This window comes from Agromyces mangrovi (genome assembly GCF_030296695.1).
Classification (GTDB): domain Bacteria; phylum Actinomycetota; class Actinomycetes; order Actinomycetales; family Microbacteriaceae; genus Agromyces; species Agromyces mangrovi.
The window spans coordinates 433985-459627 of sequence record NZ_AP027737.1 but is presented as its reverse complement, the minus strand read 5'-3'; the positions used below and the strand labels follow the sequence as shown (position 1 = coordinate 459627).

Sequence of the window (25643 nt, the reverse complement as noted above, 5' to 3'; positions counted from 1 at the left end):
CGGCACGCGCTTCGCCGGCATCCGCCCGTGGCTGTCCGCTGGCGGTGACGGGGCTGTGGAGAACCGCACGCCGACCGCCGTGTCGGGCGCGCCGGGTAGCGTGCGCCTCATGAGGACGCTCACCGTGTGCAACTTCACCACCGTCGACGGTCGCTACGAGGACGACGACCACGACATCGCGTCGTTCTTCGCGCACCAGCACCCCGACTACCGCGGTGCCGACTCGTTCGACCACTACACGACGTCGCTGCTGCGCGAGTCCGACACCCTGCTGCTCAGCGGGCGGCGCTCGGCGCTCGGCAACCTCTCCTACTGGGCGAGGGTGGCGGATGCCCCGGATGCCACCGACATCCGGCGCGAGTTCGCCGCGCGGTTCGCCGAGGTCGAGAAGGTCGTCGTCTCCGACACGATCACCGAGGAGGACCTGGCGCCCTACCGGAACACGCGGATCGTGCCGGTCGCCGACGCCGCCGATGAGGTGCGCGGGCTCAAGGCCGGCGATGGGCGAGGCATCCTCGTGCTGCTCGGCCGCGTGCTCTGGAACCACCTCATGGAGGAGGGGCTCGTCGACGAGCTGCACCTCGTGACGTTCCCGCTGATCGCCGGATCGGGCGTGCCGCTGTTCGATTCGCGCCCACCGGTCGCCCTGAAGCTGCTCGAGACCCGGGCGTGGCCCGAGTCGGGCAACGTGCTGATGCGCTGGCGCGTCGACGCGGTGTGAACGGGGCGGGCGGATGCCCCGGAGCATCCGCCCGCCCTCTCGCGCAGGACCGCGCGCCCGCGCCCACGTAGACTGGTCGCCCGTGGCACTCACCATCGGAATCGTCGGGCTCCCGAACGTCGGCAAGTCGACCCTCTTCAACGCGCTCACCAAGAACGGCGTGCTCGCGGCGAACTACCCGTTCGCGACGATCGAGCCGAACATCGGCGTCGTCAACCTGCCCGACCCGCGCCTGACGGTGCTCGCGGGCATCTTCGGCTCGGAGCGCATCCTGCCCGCGACCGTGTCGTTCGTCGACATCGCCGGCATCGTGCGCGGCGCGAGCGAGGGCGAGGGGCTCGGCAACAAGTTCCTCGCGAACATCCGCGAGGCCGACGCCATCGCGCAGGTCGTGCGCGGCTTCGAGGATGCCGACGTCGTGCACGTCGACGGCGCCGTCGACCCGAAGAACGACATGGAGACGATCAACGCCGAGCTGATCCTCGCCGACCTCGAGACCCTCGAGCGCGCCATCACGCGCTACGAGAAGGAGGTCAAGGGTCGCAAGCTCGATCCGTCGGTGCTCGCCGCGGCGCAGGAGGCGCTCGACGTGCTGCAGCGGGGCACGCCGCTGTCGGCGGCATCCGTCGACCTGACCCCGATCCGCGAGCTGGGCCTGCTCACCGCGAAGCCGTTCATCTACGTCTTCAACGTCGACGAGGCGGTGCTGACGGATGCTGCGCGCACGGCCGAGCTCGCCGCGCTCGTGGCCCCGGCCGAGGCGGTCTTCCTCGACGCGAAGATCGAGTCGGAGCTGATCGACCTCGACCCCGAGGACGCCGCGGAGCTGCTCGCGTCGACCGGCCAGGACGAGTCGGGCCTCGACCAGCTCGCGCGCATCGGCTTCGACACGCTCGGCCTGCAGACCTACCTCACCGCGGGGCCGAAGGAGTCGCGCGCCTGGACGGTCCCGAAGGGCGCGAAGGCGCCGCAGGCGGCCGGCGTGATCCACACCGACTTCGAGAAGGGCTTCATCAAGGCCGAGGTCATCTCGTTCGACGACCTGGTCGACGCCGGCTCGGTCGCCGAGGCCCGCTCGCGCGGCAAGGCCCGCATGGAGGGCAAGGACTACGTGATGGCCGACGGCGACGTGGTGGAGTTCCGCTTCAACGTGTAGGCGGTCGGCTGAGGCGCTAGCCCTCGATACCCGGGGGCGTCTTTCCGGTCACGCCGTCGATTACCGCGCGGTCGCCCAGTTGCGTGTCGAGTGCGACGCGAAGGCTGTCCTGGCAGGCATCGCCCGGATCATGCAGGGTCGACTCGATGGTGACGGTCACCGTTTCGTCGTCCTCGACGACCGTCGCCTCGGGATCACCGTGACAGGTGCCGATGAGGATGATCAACTCGTCGCCACCGTTCGACCATCCGACGATCGCCTGCGGTCCCCGCGCTTCGGTCGGCTCGGCAGGTGCGCACGCCGAGAGGGCCGAGATCGTTGCGGCGCCTGCCAGGATCGCCCAGGCAGTTCGCGTGCGGTCCATCCCATGCTTCACTCGGCTCACATTGCCACACCGGGTCGGCGATGGACGCCGTTCACCACTCGATCCTGGATCGGGCCCAGAGCGCGACAGTGCGAGAAGCCTCACCCTTGATATCATCTCTGATATCAGTAGGAGGGGATCGCGATGGCATCGATCGTCGTTCGTGGACTCGATGAGTCCGTGAAAGAACAGCTTGCCGCGCAGGCGAAGGAGCACGGTCGCTCGATGGAGGCCGAAGTACGCGAGATCCTCACCAAGGCCGCGAACCGACCGAACATCGGACTCGCAATCCTGCGGGCCGCGCAGGCCGCGGGTGGGGTCGATGAACTGCCGGTTCCCGAGCGCTCTGACGTTGCACGTGCGGTGGACTTCGGGTGATCGTTCTCGACACGAACGTCATCTCGGAGTTGGTCCGACCGCGCCCGGATCCGAATGTCGTCGCATGGCTCGAGGGGCTGGCCGAGGATGCTGCAATCACCGCCGTCACGCTCGCCGAGCTGATGGCCGGACTCCTGCGGCTCCCGGACGGTCGGCGCAGGGACCTGCTCACCGCGAGCGTGCATGCGGCGGTCGAGCCGTATCGGGCGACCGCGGCCGTGCTTGCGTTCGATGCGCATGCCGCGGACCAGTATGCCGAGATCGTGGTCGCTCGCGACCTCCTCGGAAGGCCCATCAGTACAGCCGATGCCCAGATCGCTGCGATCTGTCGTGCCCGCAACGCGACGTGTGCGACCCGGAACACGAAGGACTTCGAATCGACAGGCGTGGAGCTTCTCGACCCTTGGTCTGCGTAGGTCAGTCGTGCTGCGGCGCGTTGGTCAGCGCGGCACGTCGATCGTGACGGTCTCGCCGCCGTAGCCGTTCGCCTGGTCGCGGCCCTCGACGACGACTCCGTCGACGTGGTCGGGGATCGGGAACGGCCCGCGGGTGCGGGTGAAGGGCTGCTCGTTCGCGTGATCATGGGTGAGTTCGTGCTCGGCGAGCACCTCACCGCTGGGCGAGAGCACGCGCCAACCGTCGGCGTAGCGCTCAGGGGTGTCGTACGGCGAGCAGATCGTGACCGAGATCGAGAAGTCGTCGCCGCTCCGTCCGAGTTCGGCGGCGATGACGTCGGGGAACTGCTGGGAGTCGTCGACGGGGCCGCACGCCGACTCGGCGGTCGCCGAGTCCGCCGGTGCCGCGCTCTCTGCGACCTGCTGGCCGCCGGCACACGACGCGAGCAGCAGCGACAGTCCGATGGCCGGAGCAAGAACGAGGTGGCGCCCCATACGGCGACGCTATCAATCCGGGTACGAGCTCAGTCCGTGGCATCCGCCCACGGAGCGATATCCACCCCGTGGTTGTCGGGGGAGGCGAGCGACCACCAGAACGGCGGGTTGGAGCCGTCGGCGAGCCGGCCCCCGGCGGCGAGGGCGGCATCGACTCGCGCCTGCGCCTGGTCGCCCGGCACGTAGACGTCGAAGTGCGTGCGGCCGCGCGACGCGGCGTCGCCGGTGATGGGGTTGAACGCGAGTTGCGGGCCGCGGCGCAGCGGGTCGACGGCGTCGGTGTCGCCCAACGGTTCGTAGCCGAGCGCGGCCAGGAAGAACGGGCGCGCGTCGGCCTCGGAGTGCTGGGCAACGTAGATGCCGACCGACTGCACGAGCGAGGGATCCGCGGTGAGCCCCAGCTCGGCTGCCGCCCTGGAGACCTCGGCCGCGAACGATGCCGCCGACGCCGGGATGCCCGCGAAGTCGCGGTCCGGGATGCTCACGACGACGCCCTCGGGTCGCACATCGATGTCGGGCTGGATGCCGTGACGCTCGGCCGCGGCGACGACGGGTTCGACGAGGCGCACCGCCTCGGCGAGCGACGACGCGGTGAACACCGCCTGCGGCCCGCCCGACCCGGTCACGCGCCAGTGCTCGGCGCCCGGGGACCGCCGGAACTCGGCGGCCGACACCGTCTGCGGCTCGTCACTCGGTTCGCCCATGGGCTCCTCCAGCACAGGGTGAGGGCCACGCAGCCGGCACGTCGCCGGCCACGTGGCCCACCGTACTTCGCTCCGCCGTCACGCGCGACGGCTCAGGGGCATCCGCTCGCTTACACCGCGAGCAGCTCGCGCTCGAGTCGGGCGTAGCTGGTCTCCATGCCGTCGGCCATGCCGGTCGCGAGCACCATGTCGCGGGTCGCGGCGTCGGGGTACTCGATCAGGAACGTGATGAGTGTCGCGCCGTCCTCCTCGTAGAGCTGCAGGTCGTTGAGCGTCGGCGGGTACTCGGTGCCCGACATGTGCTCGGTCGAGACCATGCGGTGCGGCGCCTGCATGAGCGTCACCTCGCCATCGAACCCGAACGGCTCGCCCTCGCCGCCGTCGACAGGCGCCCACGCGTAGCGGTACGGACCGGGCGCCGACGCGGGCATCTCGCACTCGGTCATGACCCAGCCGTCCGGACCGAGCAGCCACTGCTTCATCAGCTTGGGCTCGGTGTGCGCGCGCCAGACGAGGTCGCGCGGCCCGTCGACGAGGCGCGTGATGCGCACGTGCTGGTCGGTGAGCACCTCGGTCTGCGTGCCCCTGCCCTGCGCGTACTCGCGCAGGTCGTGCAGCACGCGCTCGATCTGGCCCATGGCCAGGCGCGTGCCCTCGACCACGCCCATCTCGATGACCTGTTCGAGCGCCTCGACCGAGGTGAAGTGGCTGACGGTGCGCATTTGCGTTCCGGTGCCGGACTCCTCGAACGTGAAGACCATGCGCATCGCGGGCATGCCCTCGATCGGGGCACCACTCTCGTCGGCGAACGCGTCGAGCACCTCGAGGCGGTGCGGCTCCTCGATGGCGAGGAACTCCCACGTGCCGCGCGACAGCTCACCGCGGGGACCGTTCATGGCGTAGTGGGCGTGGCCACCGACGGACAGGTCGTACTCCGAGAACGTCGCCGGCCACCCGGGCGGGCCCCAGAAGCGCTCGAGCTGGCGCGGGTCGGTATAGATCGCCCAGAGCCGCTCGACCGGCGCGTCGAACTCGGCGACGACGGTCATGGTGAGCGCCTCGGGGTCGGAGGTGATGTCGATGGTGGGCATGTCAGTCCCTTTCGGTGGAATCAGATGACGGATGCTCCGCCAGCAGCGCGTCGAGCCGGTCGATGCGGCCGCGCCAGAGGTCCTCGTACTGCGCCAGCAGTGCGCGGACGCGCGCGATCACGGTCGGGTCGGCACGCACGAGCCGCTCCCGTCCTTCCGCACGCTTGATGACGAGGCGTGCCTCCTCGAGCACGGCCACGTGCTTCTGCACGGCAGCGAACGACATGTCGTAGTCGCCCGCGAGCTGCGACACCGACTGCTCCTCCACCGCGGTGCGGCGAAGGATGTCGCGCCGCGTGGCCGCGGCGAGCGCGTGGAAGACACGGTCGGTCTCGGCCTCCGTCAGTTCATTTCGTACAACCATTTGGTTGTACGATAGGCCGCACCGATCGAGATGTCAATGGTCGGTCTCGAGGCGCTCCGCTCCGGGGCATCCGTCGTCAGCGCAGTTCGATCCCGGCGATCAGGCGCGATCGGGCAGGCACGCGGCGAAGAACTCGCGCACGTCGGCGGTGAAGGCCGCCCGGCTGTCGCTGAGCGTGTAGAACATGTGCCCGCCGTCGTAGGCACGCACGTGCACGCGATCGCCCGTGGCCGGCGCCAGGCGCATGAGGTCGACGATCCGGCGGGAGCTGTCGAGCGGCGTCACCAGGTCGTGGCGACCATGCACGATGAGCGCCTGCAGGTGCGGGTTGAGCGTGAGGCCCCTGCGCAGGTCGTCGACCGATCCGGGAGGGGCCTGCAGCGCATGGTGGCCGTCGTCCGTGGTCCACTTCGTGTTGACCTCCTCGCTGAGCACCGCGTACTGCCGGTCGGTCTCCACCCCGATCTCGGCGCGCAGCAGGTGGTTGACCGCCATGGTGAACGCCGCCGTCGAACCCGCCAGGGTGTGCTCGCCGCCCTCGAACGACACGCGGTCCGGGAACGGGTCGACGACGGTCTGGGTGACGTCGTAGAGTCCAGCGACCTCGCCGCGGTCGCGGAGGATCTCGCGGGTCCAGCGGTCGATGCCGATACGGCCGTGCAGCTGCTCCACCACTGCTGGAGCGAGTCCGACCAGATCGGCCAGGCGCGACAGCACGACGGCTCGCTCCTCGGCCGGCACCGCCGCGCCGCGCACCAGGAACATCGCGTAGTCGGTCGTCGCGAACGCCATCGCAGCGGCCGCGACTGCCTCGGCGCCGTCCGCCGCCTCCGGCGCACGGCAGCGCCCGTGGTGGAACGCGCCCGCCGCCATGGTCGGAACCGTGTCGACGTACGGGTCGGTGGCGTAGTCGGTGAACGTGAGCGGGGTGATCTCGAGCGCCGGCGAGATGAGGACGGCGCCCGCGAGCCCCACGCCCTCGTCCGTCGGCAGCGACCACGCGAGGCGCCCGACCCGGTAGCCGCCGTAGCTCTCGCCGGCGAGGAACACCGGCGCCGACCACCGGCGATGGCGCGACAGCCAGCGGCTGATGAACTCCCGCATCGCCGAGAGGTCGCGATCGTAGCTCCAGTAGGTCGGCGCGTCCGCGCCGGCGTCCGACTCCGGCGGGATGGCTCGCGAGAACCCGGTGCCGACCGGGTCGATGAACACCAGGTCGGTGTCGGGGATCCACGACGCATCGTTGTCGACCAGGCGCACCGGCATCCGCGCCGTCGATCCGTCGTCGGGCAGGACGACACGGCGGGGGCCGATGGACCCGACGTGCAGGTACGCGGAGGATGCCCCCGGGCCGCCGTTGAACACGAACGTCACGGGGCGCTCGGCGGGCGCGTCGTCGGCGAGATAGGAGACCGCGAAGACCTCGGCGGCCGGCGACTCCTTCCGGCGCAGCACCGTCCAGTCCGCCGTCGCGGTGAGCGAGATGGGCTCGTGGCCCTCGGGCGCCCACGTCATGCGGGTGCTCGCGCCCGCGGGCGCTTCCCAGGCGGGGGTGACCGGACCCCGAGCGTCGGCCGTCGCCTTCTGTGCACCACCCGCAGTCGCTCCGTCGGTCGTCTCTGCGGGGGTCTCGGGCATCGTCGCCTCCTGGTTGCACGTCTCACGTTTCGCTCGCTCAGCCTAGTGAGTGGGGGCAACCGGCAGCGGCCTCGACACAGGGCGGGCGACGGCTCCGTGGGTCGAGGCCGCGCGGGCCGTTGGCTCAGCGCACGGGCTGCTGCAACTCGGTGATCCATTCCGACTGCGGGCCCTCGGCGTACACGTAGACCTCACGGCAGGGCCCCGAGAACTCGGCGCCGTCGGCGACGGCGTCCTGCATCAGGGCCTGCCAAGCTTCGCCGATGCCGGTCATCTCGCCTCGGTACGTGCGCGTCGCGGCCTTCTCGACCGCCGGAAGTTCGATGACTTCCCAGCCGTCGCCGTCGGTGACGACCTCGCCCGCCTGCCACGACACCCACACGCGCAGGTCGTCGGTGCCGGCGACGGGCTGGTACCAGAAGATGCCCGGTTCCCGATACTCGATACCGGATGCCTGCAGGGCCGCCTGCAGCGGAGGCAGCACCTGATCGATCACGGGTGAGACGTGCTCCGGCCCGCTCCCCGGGGCGACGGCGCTCGCCGCGTAGACGGTGACGGGGGCGATACTGCGGTACTCGATGTCGGCCATGGTGGCCTCTCCCTTCAATGCTGAGAGTCGCGCGTCGATCCGCGTGAGCTGCGACGCGTCTCGTGCGAGCGATGCGACGAGCTCGGCGCGCCGACGATCCAACGCTGCGCGCAGCGCGGCATCCGGATCATCGGCCGCGAGCACCGCCGCCGTCTCGTCGAGCGAGCAGCCGTAGCCGCGGAGCTCCGTGATCCGCAGCAGGTCGGCGAGCTGGTCGAGGGCGTAGCGCCGGTATCCCGAGAACTCGTCGACGTGCGCGGGCGCAAGGAGCCCGATCGCGTCGTAGTGCCGAAGCATCCGCGCGCTCACGTGCCCGAAGGCCGCGAACTCTCCGATGGTGTACATGGTGGAGACCACGTTCGACCTTGACACAGTGACAAGGTCAAGCGGAACTCCTCGAACCCCGCGAACCGGCCGCAGATCAGCCCGCGAACCACCCGGTCGGGCTGATCTCCGCGCCCATGCGGGGGATGTACTGGTCGAAGTAGACGCGGGCGACGAGCTCGCGACGGCTCGTGACGCCGGCCTTCTCGAAGATCGACTTCAGGTGGTCCTGGACGGTGTACGGCGAGACGTGGATCGCCGCGGCGATCTCCTTCGTGTCGGCGCCGCGCAGCACCATGCCGACCACCTCGCGCTCGCGCGCCGTGAGCCCGAACGCGTCGGCGACCAGGCCGATGATCTCCTGCGGGCGCGCCTCGGCGATCGTCACCACGACGTCGCCGGCGCGGTCGGCCGCGCCGCCCAGCGGGGTCGCGTGCAGCACGAGCCAGACGCCGTCGGCCGTGCGGACGCGGATGCGGGGCATCCGATCGCTCTCACCCCTGGCGAATGCGCGCGCCCCGTGCACCAGCGCGTGCACGATCGTGAGCGGGTCGCCCGTGTTCGGCACCTCGGACATGCGGGCGAGCTGCGCGGTCGCTCCGGGGCTCGACTGCACGAGGGTGCCCACCGCGTCGATGACCATGACCGCAGGGCCGGGGTCCTCGCCCGCGTCCGTGCGCCCCATGCGAGCCAGCAGGCCGGCACGGATGCCTCGGGTGAACGCCGGCGCCAGCTCGGCGAGCAACACCATCTCATCGCCGGAGAACGGGGCGTCGTCGGTGCCGCGGAACATCGAGATGGCGCCCCACGGCCCGGCCTTGTCGGCGAAGATCGCGCGCGCCTCGTCGACGTAGTCGAAGCGCGGCACCATGAAGTCGGCCATGCGCACCGACCGGTCGAGCTCGCCTCCGAGCGCCTCGTTCACCCCGACGGCCACGGCACCCGCGTGCACCATGCGCGCCAGCGAGGTCGGGTCCTCCTCGCAGTACTCGATGCCGGCCCACTCGACGTCGCCGTCGTTGCGACCCTCGAGGTCGCCGACCTTCCGCGTGCTCGAGACCATCGCCGTGGCGGGGTCGAGGGTGACGAGGCACCCGCCGACGAACGGGATCGCACGGCGCACCGCCTCGGACGCCTCGTCCATGAACTGGTGCAGCGGCAGCCCCGCGCGCGACAGCACGTCGACGTCGCTGCGCGCGCGCCCCCAGGCCAGTTCCGACGGCATGGGTCAATAGTGCTCCCGGATGCCCCGCGGGCGCCATCCCAGAGTTCTGGGGGAGCCGATTTCCCCGCTGATCTGGGATGGCCCGAGCCACGGGTCCCGTCCTACGCTGGCGCCATGAGCGCACAGCAGCTTCGCGACGCCCTGGGCGATCGCATCATCCTTCCCGGCGACACCGAGTACTCCACCGCGCGCCTGCCGTGGAACCTCGCGATCGACCAGCGGCCGTTCGCCGTCGCCCAGCCCGAGAGCGCGGAGGACGTCGTCGACGTCGTGCGCGCCGCCGCGGCATCCGGCCTTCGCGTCGCACCGCAGTCGACCGGCCACGGCGCCGCCGCGCTCGCCGACACCGACCTCTCCGACGTCGTGCTCGTGTCGCTGTCGAAGCTGCGCGGCGTCACCGTGCACCCCGAGGCGCAGCACGCGACGGTGCTCGGCGGTTCGGTGTGGAACGACGTCGTCGAGGCCGCCGCGCCCTACGGCATGACGGCGTTGCACGGCAGCGCCGGGGACGTCGGGGTGGTCGGGTACGCCCTGAGCGGCGGGCTGTCGTTCTACGCCCGCGCCCGCGGGCTCGCCGTCAACTCCGTGCGTGCCGCGCAGATCGTCACGGCCGACGGCCGCATCGTCCGTGCAACCCCGCACGACGAGCCCGACCTGTTCTGGGCCGTGCGCGGAGGATCGGGCGCGTTCGGCATCGTGGTGTCGCTCGAGCTCGACCTGCTCGCCATCGCGGACGTGTTCGCCGGCATGCTGCTGTGGGACGCGTCGCGCGCCTCCGAGGTCGCGCACGCCTGGGCGGCATGGACGACGGATGCCCCGGAGTCGGCGTCGACCTCGCTGCGCGTGATGCACTTCCCGCCCATGCCCGAGCTGCCGCCGTTCCTGTCGGGCCGGTCGGTCGTCGTGATCGACGGGGCCATCCTCGAGACGGATGCCGCTGCATCCGCGCTGCTCGCACCACTGCGTGCGCTCGAGCCCGAGCTCGACACGTTCGCCCGCATGCCGGCGTCGGCGCTCGTGCAGGTGCACATGGATCCGCCCGAGCCGGCCCCGGCGTTCTCGGCGGGTGCGATGCTCGCGTCGTTCCCACCCGAGGCCGTCGACGCCTGGGTGGTCGCCGCGACGTCGACGCCGGTGCTCTTCATCGCCGAGGTGCGTCACGCCGGCGGTGCCGCGGCCCGTCGCCCCGAGGGCGCCGGCGCGATCGGCTCGGTCGACGGCGAGTACCTGCTCGCCGGCATCGCGATGGTACCCGCACCCGAGCTCGCCGAGCCGGCGCTCGCCGCCGCGCACGCCGCGGTCGCGGCGATGGCACCGTGGCATGCTCCAGCCCTCGCGCTGACGTTCATCGACGGCGGCGTCGACCGTGCGCTCGGGTTCGGTGCGTCCCGGGAGCGCCTGCAGCAGCTGAAGGGGCAGTGGGACCCGGCTGACGTCTTCGCCGCAGGACAGCCCGTGGGGTGAGATGTCGCGGGGTCGGCCCGTCGCGCATCGCCGATCCCGATGCCCGGCGCGCGGCAGCGCCGCATCTGCCTACTCCTCGACGAAGCGGATCGAGTCGACGATCTCGTGGATCTCCGCGATCTCGGCGTCGGTCGCCTCGGGCATCGAGAAGGCGTCGATGACCAGCCGCTCGCCGTCGGCGTCGAGCACCCAGATTCGGTCGACCTGGCCCGGTGCCTGGTGGTAGCGCACCGACGGCAGCCCGACCCCCGTCCAGCTGACGAAGTCGTGAGGCTCCCCGGGCTTGGCGTCGCAGTCGGGGAACCCCTCGCCGTCATGGGGGATATCGGTCGGCACGCTCCACTCGAAGTACAGGCCGGTGCGCCCGTCGACCTCGACCGGCTCTGGGGTCGAAGGGTTCCGCAGCGGCACCGCGACGAGCGTCGTCACCAGGTCGTCGACCGTTTCGCCCGACGGCAGTTCGGTGCCCGCCCATCGGCAGGGGTGACCATACACCTCGTGCACGTTCCAGAGCAGGATCGCGACGAGCCCGCGCTCCAGTACCCAACCGTCGACCGACGTCCACCCGTCGGGCACCGTCACGAGGAGGTCCGGGTAGGGTGCGCCGCCCAGCACGTCGGAGGGCTGCATCCGGTACGTGCCGGGGTCGAGGCCTCGCTCGCCGGCCTCGAGCACGACCGGTTCGGGGGAGGGCTGGGCGCTCCCGTTCTCGGCTTGCGACGGCGACCCCTGCACCGAGCATCCGGTGACCAGCAGTGCGCAGAGCAGTGCGGATGCCACCCCGGGACGTCCTCGCATGGAGCCTGCTCCATTCACACCGCGCGTGGCAACTCGGACGACCGGCGCGGCCGGACTGATCCGGGATGGTGGCGGTGCTCACAGGCTAGTCCCGCCGAATACGCCCCACAATCGCGGTGTCGTGGGCGGGGCCTAGGCTCGCACTCGTGGCCACCCTCGACGATGTCCGAGACCTCGCGCTCGCGCTGCCGGGCAGCGAGGAGCGCGCGACGACGGGCGGTGCCGCGTGGTTCGTACGCCGCAAACTGTACGCGTGGGAGGTGCATCCGTGGCCGAGCATCCCCGACGACATCCGTGCCGTCGTCGCCGCCGAGCTCGTGGTGGGCGTGAAGCTGGCCGAGCGCATCGAGGCACTCGCGCTCGTCGAGATGGCGCCCGACGTGTTCCTGCGCACGACGACGAGGTGGGGCGAGCCGAAGGTCGCGTTCCGCATGGCCCGAATCGACCTGGCCCACCTCGGCGAACTGGTCACCGAGGCGTGGCGCGTCCAGGCCCCGAAGTACCTGCGGCGCGAGTTCGACGAGCGATGATCGCGATCGAGCACCCTGCACGACCAAGGAATCCCAGAACCGGAGGCGTCCGCAGATGACCGCACCGACCCCGTTCCAGCCGCACGAGTCCGGTGCGCTGCTGCACGGAACCAAGGCGCAGTTCGAGGTCGGCGACCTCATCGAGCCCGGCCGTCGTTCGAACTTCGGTGGCGGCCGTACCGCGAACCACGTGTACGTCACCGAGACGCTCGACGCCGCGGCCTGGGGCGCCGAGCTCGCGACCTGTGACGGTCGGAGCCGCATCTACCTCGTCGAGCCGACGGGGAGCTCGAGGACGACCCGAACGTGACCGACAAGCGGTTCCCCGGAAACCCGACGCGCTCGTATCGCACACGCGAGCCCGTTCGCGTGATCGGCGAGCTGCACGACTGGACCGGCCACTCGGCCGAGCAGATCCAGGGCATGCGCGAGGGGCTCGCCGAGCTCGAGCGCAGCGGCGGCAACATCATCTACGACGAGCCGGACCCGACGATTCCGTCGCCTCAGGGCGGAGAAAACGGAGAACCGCGAACCACCGAGCAGTAGGGAGAACGAACGACATGGCAGAGGTGCTGCTGTACCACCACATCCAGGGACTCACCGACGGCGTGCGGGCGTTCGCCCACGAACTGCGGGCCGACGGGCACGTCGTGCACACGCCCGACCTGTTCGAGGGGCGCACGTTCGACTCCATCGAGGAGGGCTTCGCATTCGCCTCGGCGACGGGCTTCGACGTGATCCACGCACGAGGCGCCGCCGCAGCCAAGGGCCACGGCACGGGTCTCGTCTACGCGGGCATGTCGCTCGGCGTGGTGAGCGCCCAGCGGCTCGCGCAGACGATGCCGAACGCGCGCGGCGCGCTGTTGCTGTTCTCGTGCGTGCCGGTGTCGGAGTTCGGCGAGGCGTGGCCCGAGGGCGTGCCGGTGCAGATCCACGGCAAGGAGGGCGACGAGTTCTTCGACGAGGACCTGCCGGCCGCGCGCGAGCTGGCCGAGTCGACGGATGCCGCTGAGCTGTTCGTCTACCCCGGAGACCAGCACCTCTTCGCCGACTCGTCGCTCGACGCGTACGACGCGGAGGCGTCCGCACTGCTGCTCGAGCGCGTGCGCGCGTTCCTCGCCGCCGTCTGAGTTCGACGGCGACGGCGCCCCGGCAGCATGACCGGGGTGCCGTCGCGTCGGTGCCTACCCGTCGCCGCCCGTGCGCGAGGACCCGCTCGAGCCCGTGCCGCCGAGTGCGTTCGAGCTCGACGACGACTTCAGCGAGTTCGTCGTGCCCGCGCCGCCGCCGTCGGAAGCACCGCCCGTCGACGCCGGCGTGCCGCCGCCCGAGCCCGGCTTCCCGGGTGCCGTGGCGCTGGTCGAGCCGGTCGACGTCGTCGAGTCGTTCGTCGCGGATGGGCCGCCGGTCGAGCTCGTCGCATCCGACCCCGACCCCGCACCCGACGCCGGGCTCGAGTTCGTGTTCGTGCTCGCCGTCTGCTGTGCCGACGGTGGCGCCTGCTTGCCCTCCTTGAGCTTGATGCGCGGCCCGGTGAGCAGGGGAGCGAACTTCACGCTGCCGTCGCCCAGATCGATGTCGAACAGCGGCTTGGCGTCCCACTTCTCGGCGAACGCCTGCAGCTTCTCGGCCCGGCTCTTCTTCGCCGTCGCGGTGGCAGCCTGGTTGCCGCCGGTGCTCGCCGTCTGGTTCGCACCGGTCGTGTTCGACGGCGTGGTCGACGTGCTCGCCTTGGCAGCCTTCGCCTTCGCGACCACGTCGTTCGCACTCGCGATCGTAAACAGGTTGCCGCTCGGGTCGACGTTGGCGATCGGGTTCGACCCGGCGTACGCGTAGGTCGCGCGCAGCTCCGGCGAGCCGACCACGACCATGGGGTCGTCGACGAGCACCGGGTCGACCGTCGTGAACATCTCCCGCTTCGTGTCGTACCAGCGATCGCCGAGCAGGATGATGTTGCGCTGCTCATCGGTGTACCCGCCCGCGTACTGGTACGGCGTGCGGAACTGGGTGCTGTGCTCGGCCACCCAGACCTCGCCGGTCGGGAAGTACTCCTGGTGCTGGAACGTGTCGCCCGTGTGGCCGGTGACCACGTTGGTGCTGCCCTGCAGGTCGGCGTGCAGGAAGTACCGCTGGGTCTCCTCGTACCCGCCGGTCGCAGCCAGGTCGTTGTTCGCACTGCCCTCGTTGTCGCGCTGCGTGCCGATGCGCTCGTCGTCCAGCCAGATGTGCTTGTAGAGATCGGTGCCGTTGCGCACCGTCACCCACGGGTTGATGAACGCCGTCTCGCCCGACGGACCGCGCTCGATCGCGAGCTTGCCGTCGTCGTCGTAGGTGTAGTCGGTGTCGGCCGACCCCTCGTCGAGGTGCACCATGTGGCCCGCCCAGTCCCACTCCATCTCGCGGACGAGTTCGATCTTGCCCTTCTTCGTCTCGGTGGTGATGTGGGTGAGCTCGCCGTCGGCGTCGTAGTGGTACATCTCCTCTCCGGCCGTCGTCGCCTGGTGCGGGTCGTCGGTCGCGTACGAGCGGTCGAACGAGTAGCTCGTCTTCGACTGCACCTTGTTGCCGACCTTGTCGACCTGCGACTTGCTCAGCACGTTGCCCTGGTCGTCGTAGCTCAGCGAGAACTGGAACGTGCGGTCCTTCGGCAGCGTCTCGTACTTCGCCGAGGCCCCGACCAGCCGGTCGAACTCGTCGTAGTCGTACGCCGCGATCACCACGCCGCCGAACAGGTTCGACACGGCCTTCGGCAGGTCGTTCCGGTACGTCTTCGGGTTGCCGACGAGGTCGTACGTGTACCGGAGGTCCTGGATCTCCGAGTACGCGGCCGGGTTGCCCTTGAGGTCGCGGTTCGGCGAGTCCGAGCGGATGCCCGTGAGCCAGAGCGTCTCGTGGTCGTACGTCCACTCGGTGGTGACGCCGTTGCCGAGGTCCACCGCGGCGGGCCGCAGGAACTCGTCGTAGCGACGGTCGTCGACGTACGGGTACTCCCACGTGTGCGGCACGTCGGTGTAGACCACGTTGCCGTACTCGTCGATCACCACGTTGCCGGCCGCGTCGATGAGCGGCACGCGCTTCTGGCCGTCCTCCTCGCCGGCGATCGACTGCACCAGGCCGCCCGCGTCGTAGTCGTACGTCAGGCGCTCGCCGTCGGGGTACACCATCGAGGCGAGGCGACCCAGGCCGTCGTACGTCCACTCGGTGACCCAGGTGAACTTGCTCGGGTCGTCGAGGTCGGGCTCCCAGTTGTGCAGCTTCACCTCGGCCGACTCGCGGATCACCGCGCCGAGCGCGTCGTACTCGAACGACGTGATCTGCGAGCCGTCCTCGACCTGCACGACCCGGCCCGCGCCGTTGCCCGGAGCGCCGGAGCCGCCGTACGTGTAGGCCACGTCGGGGGTGTCCTCCGGGTAGTCGACCTCGACCAGTCGTCGCAGCTCGTACGTGTAGTCGGTGAAGTACCCCTCCTCGCGGAGCGTCGCCGACTGGTCGCGCACGAGCTTGCCCTCGGCGTCGTACCAGAACTCGACGAGGCCGCCGTCGGGCGTCTCGGTCGAGAGCCGGTTGCCGAGCTGGTCGTACTCGTGCACCGTCTCCTCGCCGGCCGGGTCCACCCAGCGCAGCAGTTGGCCGATGCCGTCGTACTCGTAGACCGAGCGCTGGCCCGACACTCCAGCCGGCTCGTCGTCGTACTGGCGCACGTTGCCGCGAACGTCGCTGAACGTCGTGCGCACGCGGTCGCGCGGGTCGGTCGTCGCGGCGCTGAACACCTGCACGCCGCCGACGTCGGCGAAGTCGTACGCCGTCGTCGTCACGCGCCCGCCGGGCTCGGTGACCTTCGTCTCGAGGTCGGTGAGCGTGTACTCGGTTGTCGTCACCGTGTCGGGTGCCGAGGTCGTGTACTCGTACGCGGTCTGCGCCACCGAGTCGAACACCGGCCGGTACTGCTCGATCGCGCGGCCCAGCTCGTCGAAGTTCGTCGCGCCGGTGACGATGCGGCCGTCGACCGCAACGCCGTTCGCGTCGACCACGCGCGCTTCGCGCTTCTCCTCGGTCACGCGCCCGAGCCCGTCGACGAACGAGATCGTCTCGATCGGGTCGGCGTTGAACTGGTCGGCGTGCTTCGCGATCGCGTAGCCGTAGTCGTCCGCGGACGGCCGGTACTCGAAGGTCACCACGTCGGCCTGCAGTTCGTTGCTGATCGTCTGGATGCGGGCGAGCTCGTCGTACTCGTACGACGTGGTGTTGCCGTTCGCGTCGGTGCGGCTCGCGATGCGGCCGGAGTCGCCGTCGAACGTCGCCGTAGAGGTGAGGCCCGTGCGCACGGGCTCGGGCACGGTGCAGTCCTCGTAGTCGAGGAATGCCTCGATCGAGGTCACCGCGTCCGAGCAGCCGGCGCCGAGCGTGGCCGCCGTCTCGTCGAGGTCGTACTCGGTGACCTGCGCGATGTCGGAGTGGCGGTCGGCGTCGTAGACGTACTCGACCGCGTAGCGCACGCCGTCCTCGCCCTCGGGGTACACGATCCGGTTGTAGCTGCCCCACTCGTCGTACGCGAGGTCGGTCACGGCGATCGTGTCGCCGTCGACGAGTTCTTCGAGGTGCGTCACGCCGGCGTTGTCGCAGAGGGCGGTGCGCCCGTCGCTGTGGCGGTAGACCTCCTCGGCGAACCCGGTCTTGCCGTTCGTGATGGTGGCGACGGCGGGCATGCTCACCCAGGTCGGGCAGCGGGTCTCCGACCAGTAGGGCGACGGATGCTCCGGGGCGCCGGTCGTGCCGAAGGCCGGCGGGCACTGGGGATCCATGCCCGACGAGATCTCGCAGTCGGAGTAGACGATGGTCGTCTGCAGGTCGTCGTTCGTGTCGTCGATCTCGCCATGGTCGAGCTCGACGAGGATGTTGCCGAGCCCGTCGTAGGTGAAGTCCGACCTGGTCTCCTGTCCGGCAGCACCGGAGCCGTCGTACCAGCGCTCGGTGGTCGACACGGCGAGCGGTGCGATCGCGGTGCCGAGGGCGGCCGGCTGCGTGACATCCGGCAGCAGCGTGGTGTCGTAGGTGTCGACCTCCTCGCGCGGGTCGACGGTCTCGTCGAAGCCGACGATCTCGCGGAACTCCCAGTCGAGGTACGCGCCGCGGATCACGTCGCCCGTCGAGGCATCCGACAGCTCGGTCGAGGTCTCGAGGCCGGCCGTGAAGATGTTGTCGTTGAGGAAGGTGCGCGTGGTGTCGCGCACCGCCGTCGTGCCCGCGGCATCCATCTCGTGCTCGATGACGCCGGAGTAGCCGAGCGACTGGCGGAAGAGCCGGTCGAAGGCGAGCCCGTCGTACTCGAACGTCGAGGTCAGCACGTCGACGCCGTCGCCGGGGCGGCCGTCGTTCACAGCCACCTCCGACATGGTCCAGATCGAGTCGGGGTGCGCGTAGGTGTTGCCGTCGCGCTCGTAGTCGAGGTCGATCGAGCCGCCCAGCGGATTCGCGACGGTCTGCAGCAGGTTCGTCTTGCCGTGCAGGTTGAGCCGCGCCGACACCTCGTCGTCGTCGGTGGTGCTGAGCGAGTCGATGTAGCCGTCGCCGTTGATGTCGTCGAGCGTGACCTCGGTGAAGCTCACCGAGTTCTGGTACGACGCGCCCGGGTTGATGACCAGGTAGCAGGCGACGAGGCAGAGCGGCCCGGCGTAAACGGTGAAGTCGAAGCCACCGCCGATGCCCTGCGCACGGTCGTAGCCGATGTGCGGGCTCGCATCGACGTTCGCGGCGCCCACGCCGGCCGACTTCGCGAACTCGCCGTACGTGACGGCATCGCCGTAGAGCCCTGAGCCGGTGCCGAACGTCACGGTCGGCTCGTCGGCGTTCGACGCCTTGTGCAGCCGGTCGAGGATGCCGTCGCCGTTCACGTCGATCCAGGCGTATCGCACCATGTCGTAGTTCCACGAGAAGGATGCCCCGCCGCTGAACTCGCCCCACGGAGTGGCGAAGCCCGCCGAGGCGCTGCCGCCGATCGACTCCTGCGTGCCGAATCCGCCGCTCGCGAGCTGCGTCTTCTGCTCGGTGAAGCCGTAGCCGAGGTTGTACTGGACCCAGACGCCCTGGTCGTTGGTGGTGACGCGGTCGGGCAGGCCGTCGCCGTTGACGTCGGCGTATTCCTGCTGGCCCGCGGCGCCGCCACCTGCCCCGGCCGCGATGTCGGCCTGGTCGGCGACGGTTCCGCTGAGGTCGGCACTCGAGTACGAGCTGCCGCCGAGGCCGGAGTCGTTCGGGTTCGTCCAGCTGCCGTCGACGCCGCCGCCGATCGCGATGCCGAAGCCGGCGCCGAGCCCGGCGTCCTCCGCGGCGGTGCCGCCCTTGCCGGATGCGTTGCCGCTCGTGGCGTTGGTGCGGCCCTTGCTGTTCGGCGTGACGTTGACGAGCCCGGCGTCGAGGCCGCCCTGCGCGTTGACGGTGAAGTCCTGGTTGATGTAGCCGAGGTCGAACTCGTCGATAGCGCGGAGCGCGCCGCGCTGCGTCGTGTACTGCACGCCCTGGGGCACGAGCACGTCGGGGTAGCCGTCGCCGTTCAGGTCCTCGTAGTCGACGACGCCCTGGCTGGTGCCGACGCCCACCGAGCCGCCGAGCGGGCCGAAGCCGAAGCCGACGGCCAGCGACGGCCAGACGGTCGAGAGGCGCGTGACCCCGCGGCCCGAGCCGCCCTCGGCGCCGAGGTCGACGTTGTCGGAGGCGAGGCGCGACGAGCGCACCCGTTCGGGCCCGCCGGCGAGGTTGTCGCGGTTGCCGCGCCACTGGTTACCGGCGAGCGGCGCGCCGGCGATCGATGCGAGCGCCGGGTCGAGCGCCGGCGGCTCGGAGATCGCGAGGAAGGCGAACGACGGGTCGGGGTCGGGCCCCTCCTCGGGTACGTCGTCGAACCCGCTCGGCTCCGTCTGGGCCGCGAGCTCGTCGGCGTCGATGACGAACGCCTCGGCGTCGATCGGCTGGGTCGCGAGCTCACCGTTCGCGGTGTACCCGGCGAGGCCCCAGCCGCGGTAGGCCAGCGGGAAGATGCCCTGCAGGTCCGCACCGTAGAAGGTCGCATCCACGTCGGTGTCGTCCGTATCGGTCAGCTCGACCGTCATCGTGCCGAAGTCGCGGGCGAACTCCACGTCGCGCGTCGTCACCTCGAACCAGTAGTCGGTGCCGTCGTCGAGGTCGAGGTTCAGGTCGACCGTGTTCTCGTAGCCACCGGACTCGTCGGTCGCGGCCAGCGTGAACGATTCCTGGGCGACCACGCCGTCGGCGGTCTTCACGGTGAGGATGGCCGTCGGGTAGCGACGATCGTCGTTCTCGTCGCGCGGGACGGCCGCGCCGGAGAACGAGACGACCGCGTCGAGCGTGTCGCCCGTGTCGGACTTCCACGGCGAGACCGGCCCGGCGGACGAGTGGATCGGGTACTGCTCGATCTCGGGGGCGAGGTCGACGCTGCGGAAGTAGTCGCCGTTCGAGTCCGTCACCTCGAGCGCATCGCCGTTGCTGTCGGTCGCGGCGACGTAGAACAGCTCTGGCGTCCACGTGATGGCGTTCAGGTCGATCGGGGAGTCGACCGCGAGGTAGGCCCGCACGGTGTCGGTCGAGCCGTTCGGGTTGCCCGAGGTCGGCGCGACCGGCTGCGCGACCGGGAACTCGATCGAGATCGGCACGATCCCGGTGGAGTCCGCGTCGATCGTGATGTCGGAGCCGGTGACGGCGACACCGTTGTGCTCGAGCACGAGCCGCAGGTCGTCGGAGGTGGCGAAGTGCTTCTCGAGCTCGCCCGTGAAGCGCACGGTGCCGTCGTACGGCATGACGACGCTCGTGCCGGGGCGGCCCGACAGCGTGAAGTCCGCGCTCGCGTTGAAGACGGTCTGCGAGAGCCCGTTGACATCGAGCGGCACCTCGACCGCGCTCGATCCGCCAGGCGCCTGGCCGGCGTCGACGACCTCGTCGCCGTCGAGTTCGACGTACGTCACGACGGGCGACCAGATCACCTCGTCGTTGGCGCCGTCGTTGACCGAGCCGACGCGGAAGTAGAGCGGATGCCCCTGCTCGACCTCGACCTCGAACGGGGTCGTGAAGGCGTCCGAGCCGGTCGCGAGGAGGTTCGCGGCGTCGAGTTCCGTGCCGTCGTACTCGATCGCGACGCGCACGCCGTCGGGCGAGTCGGCGGCCGGGTCGAGCGTGACGGGTGCGTCGACCTCGACGGTTCCGGTGAACGGCGGGATCCAGCGGCGCACGGTGTCGACGAGCGGCGACTGGTCGGCCAGGAGTTCGCGCAGTTCGTCGACCTGGGGGCTGTCGACATCGGGTGTGGCGCCGTCTGCGATCGGCACGGGGGTGCCGGTGCTCTGCTCGACGAACGTGGGAACGCCGTCGATGAGCCGGTTGAACAGCACCTTCCCACCGGTGACGAGGTCGGGCAGGCCGTCGGCGTTCACGTCCGTGAAGTACGTGTCGCCCCAGGCGATGGAGGTGCCGAGACCGAAGGAGGCGGTGACGCCGAGGTGCGCCTCGACCGCGAACTGCATGTTGAACTCGTCCTCGATGGAGAGGGAGGTCAGGGTGGGCAGCGCGACCGGGTCGGAGAACGTGGTCGACCCGTCGGGGCCGCCCTGGTTGAGTCGGTACGAGATGGTGCCGGCGATCGTGCCGCCCGAGCGGTACACCTTGTCGGGCAGCCCGTCGCCGTTCAGGTCGATCCACTCCTCGACACCGGTGGTGGTGCCGCCGCCGAGTTGGATCGATCCGCCGAACGAGCCGACCTTCTGCGGAATGAGCGGGTTGAACCCGATGTAGGCGTGGCCTTCGCCCGAGTTGTTCTCCGAGCCTCCGAGTGCGCCGGCGGAGACGTTCTCGTCGAGGAACGAGCGGTCGCCCATGTCCTCGCCCGTCGACCACGTCGCCTCGGGGGCGAAGCCCGTGTAGTCGCCTTCTCCATTCGTCAGTTCGTCGTAGTACGTGAACTCGTGGGTCGCAGCGACCGCGGGGTCGTGCGCGCCCTGCGTGATCGAGGCGAGCAGCGACTTGCCGAAGGGTGTCTTGCTCGCCGACTGGTAGGCGAGGTCGTAGCGCGCGGCCACGTCGTCGGAGTCGGCGGCGTTCACGAAACTGCGGTCGCGCGAACCGTCGGGGTTGATCGTCAGGTCGCCGTGGCGCACCTCGATGCGGCCGAGGCGGTCGGCGACGAGGTCGAGGTAGCGACCGGTGCCGTCGAGCACGGGGTCGCCACGCGTGCTCGGGGCGGGGTCGAGCTCGGATTCCAGGATGAAGTGCACCTGGTACGCGGGGTCGGCGAGCTGGCCGGATGCCTCGGCGGCGATCGTGTAGTCGATGCGATCGAGGTACGTGTGGCGCGCGCAGAGGGTGCTGTCGTCGCATCCGCTCACCCAGGCCGTGTCGGAGCGCTGGTAGTCGTACGTCTCGTAGTGGTATCGGATGATGCTGTAGCCGATGTCGCGCTCGGCGGAGAGGAGCCAGCGCACCTGGTTGCCGGCGTCGTCGGTGACGATCGCGTCGCGGTCGATCGTGCCCTCGCTGGAGTCATCGCCGTACGGTCCGCCGGCGTCGGGGAACCCGCCGTACCAGCGGACGCCGCCGTCGGCCTGCCGCACCTCCCAGTAGTAGTCGTCCGGGCCGCCGTCGCCGACCTCGTGGCGGATGATCTGCTCGTACTCGGTCTCGACCTGCCGCACGAAGTCCTCGCGGTCGCCCGAGACGCGCGGCTCCCACGTGTCGCCCAGCGCGTTCGGCACCAGCGCGTCGCCGTCGAGCGTGTAGCTCTCGCTCTCGTGGGTCGTGTCGAAGTAGGGGGCGCCGAACGTCGTGTCGACCGCGACCTCGCCGACGCCGAGGTCCCACCCGACGCCGAGCCAGCCGTTGCCGCCCGAGGAGTCGTAGTCGAGCGAGAGCTCGGGGGTGACGCCGCGACCCGCCGGGATCGCGATCGGATAGCTGAGGTGCGCGCCGCCGTCGCTCGACGCCTCGGGGGCGTCGACGACGACGAGCCCCTCCGTGGCATCCGCGTACTGCAGCCCGTCGAAGGCGCCGTCGCCGAGCTCATCGGGGGTGAGGATCGACTCGCGCGCGAGTGGCTCGCCCGGGCCGAGCCCGCCTCCGTCGAAGCCGCCCGTGGCGGCGATCGCCCCGGTCGTCGCGAGGGCGAGCACCGCGGTGATCGCCACCACCTTCGCTGTGAGCGGCAGGCGCTTGGGCATCGGGAACCTCCGAGGTCGGGCACGACGATGCCCCGGCGGGAACCGTCCGCTTCCCAGTGCACTACCTGAGGAGGGCTCGTGTCCTTACGAAGTTCTTGCATTAGTATTCACATCACATTCCCAGCCGGGAGCTCGGACCGCTCGACTGCGTCGTCGACAGCGCCGAGATCGCGTCGCCGGGCGCATGATCGGAGGTCGGGCTTGGTCAGCGAGATCGTTCCGCCCGCGCCACCGACCCACCATCCCGAACCCGAGACCTTCCACTTCGACTCCTGGCGCTTCGACGCGCGCGACGGGCTGCTCGTCGACGGCGACGGCGAGGTATCGCTGCGCCCCAAGACGGCCGGCGTGCTGCGCGAACTCCTCGTGCGCGCCGGTGAGGTGGTGACCAAGCGCGAGCTGATCGACGCCGTCTGGGGGCCGGGCGGTTCGGGCGACGACGCGCTCGCGGTCTGCGTGAACGAGCTCCGGCGGGCGCTGGGCGACGATCCGAGGCATCCGCGCTTCATCGCCACCGCGCACCGGCGCGGCTATCGGTTCGTCGCCACGCTCACCGACGTTCGGGGCGGGGGTGCAGCCTCGGCGCACGTGCTGCACGGCCGCGAGCGCGAGCTCGACACGATCCGCGGGTGGTGGGCGGCAGCGAGCGAACCGGGTCGACGCGTCGGCGTCGTCGCGGGGGAGCTCGGCATCGGCAAGTCCGCGCTCCTGCGCGCGTTCGTCGACGAGGTGCGCAGCGCGGGCGGCGCCTGGACCGGCGAGGGGCAGTGCCTCGAGCGGGTGGGCGAGGGAGACCCGTACCATCCGCTCCTCGAGGCCCTGAACGGCCTGTGCGCCGGCCCCCGCGGGGCGCGCGTGCGCGACGTGCTGGCGGCTCGGGCGCCGTCGTGGGCGGTGCAGCTCGCCGGCCCGGTGCCGCCGACCCGTCCCGCCGAGATGCGTGCGCGCTCGGTCGGACCCGAGTCCGGTCGCATGCTCCGCGAGTTCGTCGACGCGGTGGCCGAGCTGGGCGCCGAGGCGCCCGTGCTGCTGGTGATCGAGGACCTGCACGCGGCGGATCGCGCGAGCCTCGAACTCGTGGCCGCGCTCGCCCGTCGCGGGTCGCCTGCCGGGGTGTTCCTGCTCGCCACCACGCGAACGGATGCCTCCCGGGCCGGTGTCGGCTCCGAGGCATCCGTCGTCGAACTGCTCGACGCCCACGGCGACACCGGCGTCGTCGAGCTGGGCCCGCTGGATGCCCGCAGCGTGCGGAGCCTCCTCGCGGAGCGTCTCGGCGCCGTGGCGGTCGACGACGAGGGCGTGGCCGACGTGCTGGGCCGCACCGGGGGCAACCCGCTCTACGTCGCGATGCTCGCCGAGCACCTCGCCGGTCACCTCGCCGGTCGAGGCGACGCGGTCGACGGCCTGCCGGTGCCGGGGCTCGGCATCCCCGACGGCCTGCGCCGGGTCGTCGAGCGGCGCATCGCCGCACTGGACGACGACGACCGCCGCCTGCTCGAGGTCGCAGCGGTCGCCGGACCCGAGTTCGCGGCCGCCGCGGTCGCCCCGGCGATCGAGCCGACGGCCGACGAACGCGCGATCGAGGATCACCTCTCGGCACTTGCGCGCTCGCAGGGCGTGCTGCACGAGCTCGACCCCGCGACCTGGCCCGACGGCACGGTCACCGCGCGCTTCGCGTTCCGGCACGCGCTGCACCGCGACGTGCTCTACGCGCGCCTCGGGGAGCCCGCCGCGTCGTCGCGCACCGCAGCATCGGCGGGCGCCTCGCGGCCGCGTTCGCGGACCGCCCCGGCCCTGCGGCCACCGAGATCGCCGAGCACTTCGCGCACGGACGCGACTCGGCGAGCGCCGCGGTGTGGTTCACCCACGCCGCCGAGACGGCCATGAGCCGCCAGGTGCCGCTCGTCGCGCTCGCGCACACCGATCGCGCGCTCGAACTGCTCGACGGGTTGCGCACGCTGCCCGAGGGGAGGCCACGCAGGCCGAGGCACCGTCGCCGGCACTGGCGCTGCTCGAGGGGCGCGTGTGCGTGACCCGCGTCGCCGCCGCGATCGTCGCCTGGGGCGTACGGTCGGAGCGGGCGGCCGACGAAGCCGCCCGGCTCGAGGTCGCCGCCGCGCGCATCACCCGGCCCGACGCGCTCGGCCGCATCGGGTACGTGTCGTGGAGCATCTCGCTCATGCGCGGCGACATCCGCGGCGCCGAGCGACGCCTCGGCCGGCTCGTCGAGGCCGCCGACGCATCCGGCGACGACGGGCTGCTGTTGCAGGCCGGCAACGCGCAGGCGATCACCACGCTCGCGCTCGGTGACCCGGTGGGTGCGCGGGAGCATCTCGCGCGTGCGAGCGACCACGACTCGCCGGCCGTGCGCCGCCGGCTCGCGGGCGCGTACCAGGATTCGGGTGTGCTGCTGCGTTCATTCGTCGCGCTCGACGAGTGGCTGCTCGGCGACGCCGATGTCGCCCGCCGGCACGCGGAGGAGGCGCTCGCGCTCGCCCGTGCGGGCTCACGGCTCGACGGGCTCTGCCAGGCGCTCGGTGCGCTCGCGGCGATCCACCAGCTGCTCGGGGACACCTCGACCGTACGTGCGCTCGCCGACGAGCTGCTCGCGCTCGCCGAGGCGAACGAGTTCTCGCTCTGGGTGTCGGCCGGCAAGGTCATGGGCGGCTGGGCGATGATCGAGGACGAGCCGGCGGATGCCGCGGAGTGGATCCGCTCCGGCCTGGCCGAGGTCGAGTCGGTGGCCGACGGGGTCTGGGGCCCGTACCACCTGTCGCTCCTCGCCGAGGCGGAGACCGCGGCGGGACGCATCGCCGAGGCGACCGAGGTCGTCGACCGGGCGATCGCGCTGGCCGAGGCATCCGGTGAGCGCTGGTACCTCGCCGAGCTCACCCGCAAGCGCGCGGGGCTCGCGTTCGCCGCCGCCCGCGAGTCGGGCAACGGCCAGCGCGGTCGACTGGACCGCGAGGCCGACGACCTGCTCGAGCGCGCCCTTGACATCGCCCGCGCACAGGGCGCGCACGCGCTCGAGCTGCGGGTGCTCGCGACGATCGCCGCGCGCGACCTCGAGCGGCGCGGGCCCGGGCGCTGGCTGCGGGAGCGGTCGGGCGCGTAGTGGGAGTTGTTGCGGTTTCTGCAACAACTGAGAGGTGCGAGGCCGAGCAATTTGCAAGCACACGCCTTGTGCGTT

At 71.0% G+C, this 25643-nt stretch carries 19 protein-coding genes and 1 pseudogene; 10 read left to right on the top strand and 10 right to left on the bottom strand.

The window, feature by feature from the left end:
• Positions 1-109 precede the first annotated feature (109 nt).
• Both QUE38_RS02130 and ychF read left to right on the top strand, forming a co-directional pair.
• A complete protein-coding gene (locus tag QUE38_RS02130; RefSeq protein WP_286309936.1) occupies positions 110-721 on the top strand; it encodes a dihydrofolate reductase family protein in 612 nt (203 codons plus the stop codon).
• Positions 722-803: 82 nt separating this feature from the next.
• Complete coding sequence (gene ychF, locus QUE38_RS02125; protein ID WP_286309935.1) at positions 804-1877, top strand: redox-regulated ATPase YchF; 1074 nt, start codon at positions 804-806, stop codon at positions 1875-1877.
• A gap of 16 nt (positions 1878-1893) precedes the next feature.
• On the opposite strand, the gene QUE38_RS02120 is transcribed toward ychF, so the two are convergent.
• Positions 1894-2241 (bottom strand): hypothetical protein, encoded by a 348-nt coding sequence (locus tag QUE38_RS02120; RefSeq protein ID WP_286309932.1) that lies wholly within the window; start codon positions 2239-2241, stop codon positions 1894-1896.
• A gap of 144 nt (positions 2242-2385) precedes the next feature.
• On the opposite strand from QUE38_RS02120, the gene QUE38_RS02115 reads away from it, so the two are divergent.
• Both QUE38_RS02115 and QUE38_RS02110 read left to right on the top strand, forming a co-directional pair.
• Positions 2386-2619, top strand: coding sequence for a FitA-like ribbon-helix-helix domain-containing protein (locus tag QUE38_RS02115; protein ID WP_286309931.1), 234 nt, complete (start codon positions 2386-2388; stop codon positions 2617-2619).
• Positions 2616-3035, top strand: coding sequence for a type II toxin-antitoxin system VapC family toxin (locus QUE38_RS02110; protein WP_286309930.1), 420 nt, complete (start codon positions 2616-2618; stop codon positions 3033-3035). The genes QUE38_RS02115 and QUE38_RS02110 overlap by 4 nt, the downstream gene beginning before the upstream one ends.
• 24 nt (positions 3036-3059) lie before the next feature.
• Here QUE38_RS02110 and QUE38_RS02105 read toward each other — a convergent pair whose 3' ends face one another.
• The 7 genes from QUE38_RS02105 to QUE38_RS02075 all read right to left on the bottom strand — a co-directional run bounded on the left by QUE38_RS02105 (position 3060) and on the right by QUE38_RS02075 (position 9444).
• Entirely contained in the window at positions 3060-3509 is a 450-nt protein-coding gene (locus tag QUE38_RS02105; protein ID WP_286309929.1) for a hypothetical protein, read from the bottom strand.
• A 29-nt stretch (positions 3510-3538) separates the two neighbouring features.
• Positions 3539-4213, bottom strand: coding sequence for a VOC family protein (locus QUE38_RS02100; RefSeq protein WP_286309928.1), 675 nt, complete (start codon positions 4211-4213; stop codon positions 3539-3541).
• Between the two features lie 110 nt (positions 4214-4323).
• Positions 4324-5304 (bottom strand): SRPBCC family protein, encoded by a 981-nt coding sequence (locus QUE38_RS02095; protein WP_286309927.1) that lies wholly within the window; start codon positions 5302-5304, stop codon positions 4324-4326.
• A 1-nt stretch (position 5305) separates the two neighbouring features.
• Complete coding sequence (locus QUE38_RS02090; protein ID WP_286309926.1) at positions 5306-5668, bottom strand: ArsR/SmtB family transcription factor; 363 nt, start codon at positions 5666-5668, stop codon at positions 5306-5308.
• A 99-nt stretch (positions 5669-5767) separates the two neighbouring features.
• The gene (locus QUE38_RS02085; protein WP_286309925.1) at positions 5768-7306 is read right to left on the bottom strand and encodes a S10 family peptidase; all 1539 of its coding nucleotides are present in this window, start codon (positions 7304-7306) and stop codon (positions 5768-5770) included.
• Between the two features lie 124 nt (positions 7307-7430).
• Positions 7431-8240: a MerR family transcriptional regulator gene (locus QUE38_RS02080; RefSeq protein ID WP_286309924.1), complete on the bottom strand. Its 810-nt coding sequence runs from the start codon at positions 8238-8240 to the stop codon at positions 7431-7433.
• A gap of 76 nt (positions 8241-8316) precedes the next feature.
• On the bottom strand, positions 8317-9444 hold the full coding sequence (locus QUE38_RS02075; protein WP_286309922.1) for a helix-turn-helix transcriptional regulator: 1128 nt from the start codon (positions 9442-9444) through the stop codon (positions 8317-8319).
• A gap of 114 nt (positions 9445-9558) precedes the next feature.
• Between QUE38_RS02075 and QUE38_RS02070 the strand changes: the two genes are divergently transcribed.
• Positions 9559-10908 (top strand): FAD-dependent oxidoreductase, encoded by a 1350-nt coding sequence (locus tag QUE38_RS02070; RefSeq protein ID WP_286309921.1) that lies wholly within the window; start codon positions 9559-9561, stop codon positions 10906-10908.
• A gap of 69 nt (positions 10909-10977) precedes the next feature.
• Here QUE38_RS02070 and QUE38_RS02065 read toward each other — a convergent pair whose 3' ends face one another.
• The gene (locus tag QUE38_RS02065; protein ID WP_286309920.1) at positions 10978-11706 is read right to left on the bottom strand and encodes a hypothetical protein; all 729 of its coding nucleotides are present in this window, start codon (positions 11704-11706) and stop codon (positions 10978-10980) included.
• A 146-nt stretch (positions 11707-11852) separates the two neighbouring features.
• Here QUE38_RS02065 and QUE38_RS02060 point away from each other — a divergent pair, with 146 nt between their 5' ends.
• From QUE38_RS02060 to QUE38_RS02050, 3 genes and pseudogenes are all read left to right on the top strand, one after another.
• Positions 11853-12236 (top strand): MmcQ/YjbR family DNA-binding protein, encoded by a 384-nt coding sequence (locus QUE38_RS02060; protein ID WP_286309919.1) that lies wholly within the window; start codon positions 11853-11855, stop codon positions 12234-12236.
• 55 nt (positions 12237-12291) lie between these two features.
• Positions 12292-12707 (top strand): annotated as a pseudogene (gene arr / locus QUE38_RS02055) (NAD(+)--rifampin ADP-ribosyltransferase); the annotation flags it as partial.
• Positions 12708-12796: 89 nt separating this feature from the next.
• On the top strand, positions 12797-13366 hold the full coding sequence (locus QUE38_RS02050) for a dienelactone hydrolase family protein (protein WP_286309918.1): 570 nt from the start codon (positions 12797-12799) through the stop codon (positions 13364-13366).
• A gap of 54 nt (positions 13367-13420) precedes the next feature.
• On the opposite strand, the gene QUE38_RS02045 is transcribed toward QUE38_RS02050, so the two are convergent.
• Positions 13421-22453 (bottom strand): SpvB/TcaC N-terminal domain-containing protein, encoded by a 9033-nt coding sequence (locus QUE38_RS02045; protein WP_286309917.1) that lies wholly within the window; start codon positions 22451-22453, stop codon positions 13421-13423.
• A gap of 201 nt (positions 22454-22654) precedes the next feature.
• On the opposite strand from QUE38_RS02045, the gene QUE38_RS02040 reads away from it, so the two are divergent.
• Together QUE38_RS02040 and QUE38_RS02035 are read left to right on the top strand one after the other, a co-directional pair.
• Positions 22655-24340, top strand: coding sequence for an ATP-binding protein (locus QUE38_RS02040; RefSeq protein ID WP_286309915.1), 1686 nt, complete (start codon positions 22655-22657; stop codon positions 24338-24340).
• A gap of 142 nt (positions 24341-24482) precedes the next feature.
• Positions 24483-25568 carry a hypothetical protein gene (locus tag QUE38_RS02035; protein WP_286309914.1) on the top strand — a complete coding sequence of 362 codons (1086 nt, stop codon included), beginning with the start codon at positions 24483-24485 and terminating at the stop codon, positions 25566-25568.
• Positions 25569-25643 lie beyond the last annotated feature (75 nt).